This window comes from Streptomyces sp. DvalAA-14 (assembly GCF_900091855.1).
Lineage (GTDB): Bacteria > Actinomycetota > Actinomycetes > Streptomycetales > Streptomycetaceae > Actinacidiphila.
This window is the reverse complement of record NZ_FMCH01000013.1, coordinates 22,974-33,594: the sequence shown is the minus strand read 5'-3', so window position 1 is coordinate 33,594 and position 10,621 is coordinate 22,974. Positions and strand designations below refer to the sequence as shown.

At 73.6% G+C, this 10,621-nt stretch carries 10 protein-coding genes; 4 read left to right on the top strand and 6 right to left on the bottom strand.

Annotated features, from left to right (window positions below):
- The 4 genes from GA0115240_RS00855 to GA0115240_RS00840 form a co-directional block, all read right to left on the bottom strand.
- The coding region (locus tag GA0115240_RS00855; protein WP_093734706.1) for an ABC transporter ATP-binding protein at positions 1-841 on the bottom strand (841 nt) is incomplete at its 3' end.
- Positions 842-844: 3 nt separating this feature from the next.
- The gene (locus GA0115240_RS00850) at positions 845-1,522 is read right to left on the bottom strand and encodes a phosphonatase-like hydrolase (protein WP_093734712.1); all 678 of its coding nucleotides are present in this window, start codon (positions 1,520-1,522) and stop codon (positions 845-847) included.
- Between the two features lie 5 nt (positions 1,523-1,527).
- Entirely contained in the window at positions 1,528-2,646 is a 1,119-nt protein-coding gene (locus GA0115240_RS00845; RefSeq protein WP_093734705.1) for a TIGR03364 family FAD-dependent oxidoreductase, read from the bottom strand.
- Positions 2,647-2,778: 132 nt separating this feature from the next.
- Entirely contained in the window at positions 2,779-3,591 is an 813-nt protein-coding gene (locus tag GA0115240_RS00840; protein ID WP_093734704.1) for a GntR family transcriptional regulator, read from the bottom strand.
- 130 nt (positions 3,592-3,721) lie between these two features.
- On the opposite strand from GA0115240_RS00840, the gene GA0115240_RS00835 reads away from it, so the two are divergent.
- Together GA0115240_RS00835 and GA0115240_RS00830 are read left to right on the top strand one after the other, a co-directional pair.
- Complete coding sequence (locus GA0115240_RS00835; protein ID WP_093734703.1) at positions 3,722-4,888, top strand: Gfo/Idh/MocA family protein; 1,167 nt, start codon at positions 3,722-3,724, stop codon at positions 4,886-4,888.
- Positions 4,885-5,382, top strand: coding sequence for a heme-degrading domain-containing protein (locus GA0115240_RS00830; protein WP_176724952.1), 498 nt, complete (start codon positions 4,885-4,887; stop codon positions 5,380-5,382). The genes GA0115240_RS00835 and GA0115240_RS00830 overlap by 4 nt, the downstream gene beginning before the upstream one ends.
- 234 nt (positions 5,383-5,616) lie before the next feature.
- On the opposite strand, the gene GA0115240_RS00825 is transcribed toward GA0115240_RS00830, so the two are convergent.
- Together GA0115240_RS00825 and GA0115240_RS00820 are read right to left on the bottom strand one after the other, a co-directional pair.
- On the bottom strand, positions 5,617-6,471 hold the full coding sequence (locus tag GA0115240_RS00825) for a fumarylacetoacetate hydrolase family protein (RefSeq protein WP_093734702.1): 855 nt from the start codon (positions 6,469-6,471) through the stop codon (positions 5,617-5,619).
- 164 nt (positions 6,472-6,635) lie between these two features.
- Positions 6,636-7,934, bottom strand: a complete 1,299-nt coding sequence (locus GA0115240_RS00820) for a DUF445 domain-containing protein (RefSeq protein WP_093734701.1) — start codon at positions 7,932-7,934, stop codon at positions 6,636-6,638.
- A gap of 263 nt (positions 7,935-8,197) precedes the next feature.
- On the opposite strand from GA0115240_RS00820, the gene GA0115240_RS00815 reads away from it, so the two are divergent.
- On the top strand, positions 8,198-9,355 hold the full coding sequence (locus GA0115240_RS00815) for an aminotransferase class V-fold PLP-dependent enzyme (RefSeq protein WP_093734700.1): 1,158 nt from the start codon (positions 8,198-8,200) through the stop codon (positions 9,353-9,355).
- Positions 9,356-9,453: 98 nt separating this feature from the next.
- On the top strand, positions 9,454-10,584 hold the full coding sequence (locus GA0115240_RS00810) for a N(5)-(carboxyethyl)ornithine synthase (protein WP_370673252.1): 1,131 nt from the start codon (positions 9,454-9,456) through the stop codon (positions 10,582-10,584).
- Positions 10,585-10,621: the final 37 nt, after the last annotated feature.

Here is a 10,621-nt window from a genome sequence, read left to right as displayed (position 1 = left end):
GTACGCACAGCGTCGCCTCCACCCCGGCGGCCAGTTCCACCGGCGCGTCCGCCACCCGGAGCACCGCCTCGCCCAGCCGGAGGCCGCCGTCGCCGTCGGCCGTGACCGGCAGCAGGTTCGCGTTGCCGACGAAGGCCGCGGTGAAGGCGGTCCTGGGGGTGCGGTAGAGGTCGTGCGGGGTGCCGCAGTCCTGGAGGCGGGCCCGGTCGAGAACGGCGATCCGGTCGGCGAGGGTCAGTGCCTCGATCTGGTCGTGCGTGACGTACAGCATCGACACGTCCGGCAACTCCCGGTGCAGCCGGGCCAGTTCAGCGAGCATCCCGGAGCGGAGCCGGGCGTCCAGGGCGGACAGCGGTTCGTCCAGCAGCAGGACACCGGGCCGGATCGCCAACGCCCGTGCGATGGCGACGCGTTGCTGCTGACCGCCGGACAACTCCCGCGGATAGCGCCGCGCGTAGGCCGTCATGCCGGTCATCTCCAGCGCCTCGCCGACCCGCCCGCCAACCTCCGCCCGGGGGACCCGCTGCGCCTTGAGGCCGAAGGCCACGTTCTGGTCCACCCGCAGGTGCGGGAACAGCGCGTACTGCTGGACGACCATGCCGATGCCGCGCTTGTACGGCGGCAGGTCGGTGACATCGCGGTCGCCGATCAGCACCCGGCCGCCGGCCGGGGTGACGAAACCGGCCACCGCCCGCAGCGCGGTGGTCTTGCCGGAGCCGGACGGGCCGAGCAGCGCCATCACCTCGCCGGGCGCCACGGTCAGATCGAGCGCGTCGAGGACCGTGGTGCTGCCGTAGGCGACCGTCACGCGGTCGAAGCGGATGCCGGAGGCGAGCGCCATCGGTCACAACCCCCCGAGCAGCGCGGGAAGTTCGGCGATCGAGGCCAGGATGTGGGTGGCGCCGGCCGCCCGCAGGCCGGCTTCCGGGTGGGCGCCGGTGAGGACTCCGGCGACCACCGGCGCGCCGGCCCGGATCCCGCTGATCATGTCGTAGGCGGTGTCGCCGGCCACCGCGATGTCCCGGACCGAGGCGGTGCCGGTCCGCAGCAGGGCGGTGAGCACCATGTCGGGGTAGGGCCGGCCGCGTCCGGCGTCGGCGGGGCACAAGGTGAGGTCGGCGATGTCCTGCCAGCCGAGCGCGGCCAGGATGGCGTCCTGGGTGGTCCGGGAGAAGCCGGTGGTCAAGGCCACCTTGCGGCCTTGGGCGCGCAGTTCGCGGATCGCGTCCTCGGCGCCGGGCAGCGGCTTGCAGGCGCCGGAGTCCACCAGGTCGGCGTAGGCGCGCTCGAAGGCCGCGTTGGCCTGCCGGGCGCGCTCCTCGGTGCCGAACAGGGCCCGGAAGACGACGATCTTGGACTCGCCCATGGTGGCCCGGACATGGTCGAGCATGCCCGCGTGCTCGGGGCTGCCGGGCGGGGTGCCCAGTTCGGCGGCGGCCCGGGAGAAGGCCGATTCCACCAGGCCCTCGTCGGCGACCGTGGTGCCGGCCATGTCCAGCACCACCAAGGGGAGGGACGTCATGTCGTTCACCAGCCGATCTCGTTCGCGGTGGTCTCCCCGATCGCCGGGGAGCAGGTCATGCCGCGGCCACCGGGGCCGGTGACCAGCCACACCCCGTCGAGCACCTGTTCGCGGTGGACGACGAGTGCCGGGTCGGCGCACTGCGCGTACACCCCGGCCCAGCGGCGGCGGATCCGGGGCAGCGGGCGGCCGAGCAGTTCGGCGGCCCGCTCGCGCAGGTGGTCGTAGGGGTCCTCGGTGACGTCGAAGGCGAAGGCCTCGTCGTATTCGTGGGTGTCGCCGATGGTCAGGCCGCCGTCCAGGCGCTGGACCATCAGCAGTTGCATCCGGTGGCCGGCCGGCACCGGCGGCTGCGGCTGGCCGTCGCGCAGGGCGTCCAGGGCGCCGCCGGCGTAGGCCGGGTAGTAGCGGAAGCTGTCCCCGTCGGCGACGGCGGTGGTCAGGGGCTCGTCGAGCGGGTCGGTCTCGGCCATCTGCAACCGGACCCGGCGGACCGGCAGTCGCGGGGCCAGCTCCCGGACCAGGCCGGACAGCCAGGCGCCGGTGGTGACGACGACGCAGTCGGAGTCGTACGACACCCCGTGGTCGTCGCGGACCAGGCCGGGTCCGACGTCGCGGACCTCGCGGCCTGGCAGGAAGCGGTAGCGGCCGGTTGCCGCCAGATGGGCGCGCAACGCCGGCAGGGCGACCCGGGATTCGACGGCGGCGTCGCGCTCGCAGAGCAGCGCGCCGATGAACTCGCCGCGCAGCGCCGGGTTGTGGGCGCGCGCCTCGGCCGGGGTGAGCCACCGGAAGCCGCGCTGCCCGGCGTCGGGGCGGGCCAGCACCTCGTCGGCGACGGCCTGTTCGGCGGCGGTCCGGACCACGGTCAGCGAGCCGCCGGCCCGGAAGCCCACCCCGGGCACCTTGCCGCCGATCTCCTCCCACAGCTCGCGGGCCCGCAGCGCGGTGTCGAGTTCGGCGCCGGCCGACCGGCCGCCGACCCAGACCAGGCCGAAGTTGCGCACGGAGGCGCCGCGGGCCTCGCGCTCGCGCTCCAGGTGGACGACCTCATGGCCGCGTTCTATGGCGTGCCAGGCGTGCATGGTGCCCAGCACCCCGGCTCCGACGACAGTGACTCTCACGGCGACGACGCTCGCCGGACCGGATGGCCGAACTCCGACGGGACACCGACGCGGGTGTGAACACGGCCTCAAGTTTGGACTAGACCCGTTACCGTTTCGTGATAGGAATGCCACCCGCCGGAATCCGGGCCGTCAGGCTTTCCCGGAGCCGGAGCCGGCGCCGCTGCCGCTGCCGCTGCTACTGCTGCCGGCCGTCGTGTCCAGATGCACGGTGAAGCTGAACCGGTCCCCCCGGTAGAGCGAGCGCACCCGCTCCAGCGGTACGCCGTCCGCGTCCTTGCTGGAGCGGTGCAGCAGCAGCATCGGCAGCGCGGGCGGGGTGCCGATGAGCAGCGCCTCCCGCGGGGTGGCCAGGACGGTCTCGATCCGCTCGTCGACCACGACCGGCTCCAGACCCATGCGTTCGCGCAGGAAGGCGTAGAAGGAGGTGTCCGGTGCGAAGTCCCGTTCCAGATGCGGCAGTCGGGCCACCGCGATGTAGGTGCTCTCCAGGCCGACCCGCTCCTCGTCGGCGAGCAGCACCCGCTCCATGTGCCACACGGGCGCATCGGGCCGCAGCTGCAGCTCGGCGGCGAGCACCGGATCGGCCGCCAGCCGCTCCAGCGCGATGAGGTTGCGGCTCGGCACCCGGCCCTGCCGGCGCACCCCCTCCGTATAGCTCGCCGTCGACAGCGGCTGGATCAGCTTGGGCCCGGCGACCACGGTGCCGCGCCCCTTGCGCCGGACCCGCCCCTGGATCAGCAGCTCCCGCAGCGCCTGCCGGACCGTCTCCCGGGCCACCCCGAAGCCGGCCGCCAAGTCCCGCTCGGTGGGCAGCAGTCCGCCCTCCCCGAGGTCGTCGAGCACGCCCTCCAGGCGGGTCTTGACCGCGAAGTACTTCGGCACCCGGCCGTGCTCGGGAATCCCCGCGCGGATCGGGGTCTGGGCATCAGCCGCATCGCTCACCCGGCGATTCTCCCAGATCGGAGCAGGTCCCCCGCGGACCGCGGCCCGGCCGTCGCGGCGCCCCCTCCCGGGCGCCCCGGCGGGGGCGGCACGCTACCGTTGCACAAGTGACGATTGCGAAAGCGGCCCGATGAGCACTCCCGACAGCACCAGCCCGGACAGCACCACTCCGGGCAGCACCGCCCCGGACAGCGACACCCCGGACAACGGCTCCCCGCAGGGACCCGACAGCGGCCCCGGCCCCGTCGTCCCCCTCCGCGTCGGCCTGGTGGGCTACGGCCCGGCCGGCTCGTTCTTCCACGCCCCGCTGATCACCTCGACCCCGGGCCTGGCGCTGGACACCATCGTCACCGGCGACCAGCAGCGCCGCCAGCAGGCCCGCGCCGAGTACCCGGACGTGCGCTTCGCCGCCGGCGCAGACGAGCTGTGGGACCGGGCCGGCGAGCTGGACCTGATCGTGCTGGCCTCGCCCAACCGCACCCACGTCCCGCTGGCCACCGCCGCGCTGGCGGCGGGACTGCCGGTGGTGGTGGACAAGCCGCTGGCCGGCACCGCCGCCGAGGCCCGGGAGCTGGCCCGGCTGGCCGCCACCCATGACCGGCTGCTCACCGTCTTCCAGAACCGCCGCTGGGACGCCGACTTCCTCACCCTCCAGGCACTGATCCGGCAGGGCGCACTCGGTGACGTCCAGCGCTTCGAGTCGCGCTTCGAGCGGTGGCGCCCGCAGCCCAAGGGCGGCTGGCGCGAGTCCGGCGACCCGGCCGAGTTCGGCGGCCTGCTCTACGACCTGGGCAGCCACCTGGTGGACCAGGCGCTCACCCTCTTCGGCCCGGCCCAACGGGTCTACGCCGAGGCCGCCGTGCGGCGGCCCGGCGCCGCCGCGGACGACGACAGCTTCATCGCGCTCACCCACGCCGGCGGCGTCCGCTCCCACCTGTGGATGAGCGCCACCACCGCCCGGCTCGGCCCGCGCTTCCGGGTACTGGGCAGCGCGGCCGGCTACGTCACCTACGGCCTGGACCCGCAGGAGCCCGCGCTGCGCGCCGGACTGCGGCCCGGTGGGGGCGCCGCCTGGGGCGTGGAGCCCGAATCGGCCTGGGGCACCCTGGGCACCGGCGACGACGTACGGCCGGTACCGTCGCTGCCCGGCAACTACCCCGCCTTCTACGCGGCCGTCGAGACCGCGCTGCGCGACGGCACCGAACCCCCGGTGACCGCGCTGGAGGCCGCCGCCGCCCTGGACGTCATCGAGGCCGCCCGGACGTCGGCCCGGACCGGAAAGACCGTGGAACTGTGAGCGACGCCGACCGCACCGGCCTGCTGGCCGAACTCGCCGAGCAGGAAAAGTCGTTGGTACTGCCCCGCTTCACCCACGACGACGCCTGGCGACTCGGCTGCCTGCTGGTGGCACTGGCCCGCGAACGCGAGGCGGCGGTCACCGTCTCCATCCGCCGCGGCGGCCAACGCCTCTTCCACTGCGCGCTGGAGGGCACCACTCCCGACAACGACGCCTGGCTGGAACGCAAAGCCCGGGTCGTGGAGCGCTACGCGGCCAGCTCGCTGCTGGTCGGCGAGCGCTTCCGGGCCAAGGGCACCACCTTCGAGGAGTCCTCCCGGCTGGACCCCGACCGGTTCGCCGCGCACGGCGGCGCCTTCCCGCTGCGGGTCACCGATGTCGGTGTCGTGGGCGTGGTCGCCGTCTCCGGACTGCCCCAACTGGAGGACCACGCCCTGGTGGTGACCGGGCTGTCCCGCTTCCTGGAGGACCTCCGGGCCGCCTGGACCACCTGAGCGCAAGGCCGTCGGCGCCCCCATGACGCCGACGGCCTCCGCCCGGCTCCGGGTGTCCTAGGCCGTGTCTGACAAATAGCGCCGTCCGCCCGCAGGGCGGGGCCCCGCGGCGTCTGGTGCGTGCGATCGCAAGGCGGAGGGGTGTCCTCGTAGTGGGCTACTCGGACGACCCCGACAACGCAGCGAGCGCGCGTGCCAGGCGTCGCGGGGCAGGCGGGATTTGTCAGACACGGCCTAGGCCGACTTCAGCTCCTGGCGCTGCCGCCCGAGCCCCTCGATCGCCAGCTCCACCACATCTCCCGGCCGCAGATACGGCTTCGGCTCCGGCTGGCCCAGCGCGACGCCCGCGGGCGTACCGGTGTTGATGACGTCGCCGGGGTAGAGCGTCATGAACTGGCTGAGATAGCGCACCACTTCGGCGACCGGGAAGATCTGGTCGGCGGTGCTGCCGTCCTGCTTCAGCTCGCCGTTGACCCACAGCTTCAGCGACAGCGCCTGCGGGTCGGGGACCTCGTCCGCCGTCACCAGCCAGGGGCCCAGCGGGTTGAACGTCTCGCAGTTCTTGCCCTTGTCCCACTGCCCGCCGCGCTCGATCTGGAACTCCCGCTCGGACACGTCGTGCGCCACCGCGTAACCGGCCACCGCCGCCAGGGCCTCCTCGTGCGAGGCGGCGTACCGCAGCTCCCGGCCGATGACGACCGCGAGTTCCACCTCCCAGTCGGTCTTCCGGCTGCCGCGCGGCACCAGCACGGTGTCCTGCGGGCCGACGACGGTGTCCGGCGCCTTCATGAAGACCACCGGCTCGCCCGGCGCCTGGGCGCCGGTCTCGGCCGCGTGGTCGTGGTAGTTGAGCCCGATGCAGACGATCTTGCCGATCCGGGCCAGCGGGGGGCCGATCCGGAGCGAGGCGTCCAGGGCGGGCAGCGACCGGTCCGCGCCGGCCGCCGCGATCCGCTCCAGGGCCGCCCCGTCGGCGAGCAGCGATCCGTCGATGTCGGCCACCAGGCCGCCGAGGTCCCGCAGCACACCCTCGTTGTCGAGCAGGGCCGGGCGCTCCGCCCCGGCGGGTCCGACACGCAGCAGCTTCACAGTGGTACTCCGTTTGTTCGAGTCAAGCAGTCGAGTCAAGAAGTCGACCGGCAGGTCATCGGATGTCTCGTCCGATCCTCCAATCCCACTCGCGCCGATGCAAGCCCCCGCCCTCGAAGCACCCCTCGGTCGGCGGGCAAGAGATCGGATCAGCGCTCAGGGCCTCACCCGCCGGCCGCCCGCGAGATCGCGAAGATCGCCAGCCCGGCCAGCGCCCCCACCACCGTGCCGTTGATCCGGATGAACTGAAGATCGCGCCCGACGTGGGCCTCGATCTTCCGCGAGGTCTGATCGGCGTCCCAGCCCGCCACCGTGTCGCTGATCAGCGAGGTGATCTCGTCCCGGTAGGTCGTCACGACATACGTGGCCGCGTCCTCCAGCCAGCTGTCCACCTTCGACTGGAGCCGCTCGTCGGTGACCAGCCGGCCGCCCAGCGAGATCAGCGAGGCCCGCGCGCGCCGGCGCAGCTCGCTCTGCTCGTCCTCGGCGGCGGCCACCATCATCCCCCGGACCGCGCTCCACACCGAGGCGATCAGGTCCTGCACCTCGGGCCGGTCCAGCAGATCCTTCTTCAGCCGCTCGATCCGCTCCCGGGTGTCCGGGTCGGACTGCAACTCCTGCGCGAAGTCCCCCAGGAACCGGTCCACCGCGCCGCGCGCCGGATGCTCGGGCGAATCCCGCATCTCGGTGATGAAGCGCAGCAGCTCCTTGTAGACCCGCTCGCCGACCTTGCGGTCCACGAACCGCGGCGTCCAGCCCGGCGCGCCGTCCTGGACCGCGCCCATCACCGAATCGCCGTGCTCCACCAGCCAGTCGTGGGCGCGCACGCACACCAGGTCCACCATCCGCCGGTGCCCGCCGTCCGCGACGACCCGCTGCAGCATCTTGCCCAGGCCGGGCCCGATCTCCTGCGCCTCCGCCCGCCGGGTGATCGCCTCACCGACCACCGCCTGCACATCGGCGTCCCGCAGCACCGTCAGCACACCCCGCACGGCCGCCGCCGCCTGTTCGGTCACCTTGTCGGCGTTGGCGGGTTCGGCCAGCCAGCCGCCCAGCCGGGACCCGATGCCCACCGCCCGCAGCCGGGTCCGTACGACGGCGGCGGACAGGAAGTTCTCGCCGACGAAATCCCCCAGGCTCTCGCCCAGCGCGTCCTTCTTCGTCGGGATGATCGCGGTGTGCGGGATCGGCAGCCCGAGCGGATGCCGGAACAGCGCGGTCACCGCGAACCAGTCCGCCAGCGCGCCGACCATCCCGGCCTCCGCGGCGGCGGCCACATACCCGGCCCACCCGCCGGCCCCGTGCCCGCCGGCCAGCTTGGCGCCGACGTACACCAGCGTCGCGACCAACAGAAACCCGGTCGCGATCAGCTTCATCCGCCGCACGCCCCGCCACCGCACGGCGTCCGCGTCCGCGGTCTCCCCCGGCCGCTCCGCCGGACCTGTCCCTTGCCCCTCGCCCATTTGCTCCACCCGCGTATTCTCACCGCCCCGCCGCTCTTGCAACGTACAAAGCGGCTCCGACACCTCCCGGGGCCCTCGGGGCACCCCGTTCCGCTGCCCCGCAGGGGGCTGCCCGGGCCCGGGAGGGGGCGGGACGGGTGGGGGTCCGAAATACTGACGCCCAGGTGCGGGTCACCGGGCCCGTACCCACACCCTTTCCCGCCCCCGCACCGCACCGCCCCGCCCCGCCCCGCACCGCCCGCTCCAGGAAGGAGCACCCGACGATGCCCACCGAACGGCCCGCCGCAGCGCCCGCCGCGGGCCCCCTCCCCGGCTACGCCGCCCACTTCGACGAGCCCGAGGGCTACCTGGACTTCGCCCGCTACGGCCCGCCCTCCCGCGACGTCCTCACCGCCACCGCCGACGCCCTCGCCCGCGCCGCCCGCGCCGACCACCGCACCGTCAACGCGCTGATGCGGGCCGAACCGGCCGCCCGGGACAGCGCGGCCCGGCTGGCCGGCAGCGACCCGGCGCACACCGTCCTCCTCCCCAACGCCTCCACCGGCCTGTTCCACGCCGCTTTCGGCATCCCCACCGGCACCGTCCTCGTACCCCGCACCGACTTCCCGGCCAACCACTACCCGTGGCGCCGCACCGAAGCCCTGTCCCGGGCCGTGCCGCGCTGGCTGGAGCCCGACGACCGGGGCCGGGTCACCGCGGATGTCGTCCGTGCCGCGCTCGGCGACGGCGGCGACGACGTGGTGGCGCTCGCCGTCAGCGCGGTGGATTTCCGCACCGGCTTCCGCGCCGACCTGGGCGCGCTGCGGGACGCGATCGGCCCGGACCGGCTGCTGATCGTGGACGCCATCCAGGGGTTCGGGATCGCCGACCTGCCCTGGCAGGCGGCGGACGTCGTGGTGGCCGGCGGCCAGAAGTGGCTGCGGGCCAGCTGGTCGACCGGCTTCGCCGCCTTGTCGGACCGGGCGCTGGAACGCCTGGAGCCGACGCTCACCGGGTGGACCGGGGTCGAGGACGTGGCCCTCTTCGACGACCTCGAGCACCCGCCCGCGGCCGGCGCCCAGCGCTGGAGCATCAGCAATCTCAGCCCGGTCGCCGCCGCGGCCTTCGCCGCCGCCCTGGCCGTGGTCGAGGAGGCCACCGTCCCGGCGATCGAGGCGCGGATCGCCGCGCGCGTCGACGAGCTGATCGACACCGTCCGCGGCTGCGGCGGCGAGATCCTCTCGCCCACCGCGCCCGCCGAGCGCGCCGGCATCGTGTCCTTCCGCCTCCCCGGCACCGACGCCGCCGCCGTCGCCGAGGCCCTGCACGCCCACGAAGTCACCCCGTCGGTCCGCGCCACCTCGGTCCGGCTGTCACCGCACGCCTCCACCCGCCCGGCCGCCGCCGACCGGGTCCGCGCGGCGCTGGCCTCCCTGCGATGACCGGCCCCGCGCCGCTCCGCCCGGCTGCTCCCGGCGGGGCGGTGTGTTAAACAGGCAGTAACCAAAGGGGCATCTTGCAGCAGCTCAAGCTCGGAATCATGGCGCGGACCCGTAAAGAGAACGAACGGCGTCTGCCGATCCACCCGGCGCACTTCGAGCGCATCGACGCCGACCTCCAGCCCAGCATCTACCTCGAGACCGGCTACGGAGAACACTTCGGTGTCCCGGACCATCAGCTCGCACCCCTGGTCGGCGGCTTCCGCTCCCGCGAGGAGCTGATCGCGCAGAGCGACGTGATCCTGCTCGCCAAACCGCTGCACGAGGATCTCGCGGAGCTCCGCGAGGGACAGGTGCTGTGGGGGTGGCCGCACTGCGTGCAGGACGAGAAGGTCACGCAGACCGCGATCGACCGGCGGCTGACCCTGATCGCGTTCGAGGCGATGAACCACTGGACCCGCCAGGGCTCGTTCAATCTGCACGTCTTCCACAAGAACAACGAGCTGGCCGGCTACTCCTCGGTGCTGCACGCCATGCAGCTGACCGGGGTGACCGGCGACTACGGGCGGCGGCAGCGCGCGGTGGTGATCGGCTTCGGGGCGACCGCCCGGGGCGCGGTGACCGCGCTCAGCGCGCTGGGCGTGCACGACGTGGACATCCTCACCGCCCGCGGGGTGACGGCGGTCAGCTCGCCGATCCACTCGGCCCGCATCGTGCACTTCGACCACGACGAGGCCGACGACACCCTCGACCCGCGGCGCAGCGTCGCCCTCACCGAGGACGGCCCGCAGCCGCTGGCCGAGTTCCTCGCCGAACACGACATCATCGTCAACTGCGTGCTCCAGGACACCGACGCGCCGCTGATGTTCCTGATAGACGAGGACCTGCCGGCGCTGGCGCCCGGCACGCTGATCATCGACGTGTCCTGCGACGAGGGCATGGGATTCGCCTGGGCCCGCCCCACCACCTTCAGCGAGCCGATGTTCACCGTCGGCGACCACATCGCGTACTACGGGGTCGACCACAGCCCGTCCTACCTGTGGAATTCGGCGACCTGGGAGATCAGCGAGGCGCTCCTGCCGTATCTGCGGCCGGTCCTCGAAGGCGACGACGGCTGGGACGGCGACGACACCGTCCGGCGCTCGATCGAGATCCGGGCCGGCGTCGTCCAGAACCCCAAGATCCTCGCCTTCCAGCACCGCGCCGAGCAGTACCCGCACCCGCACCTCTGATCCGGCCGGCAGAGCAGCGCGACCGTTCTAGGCCCTG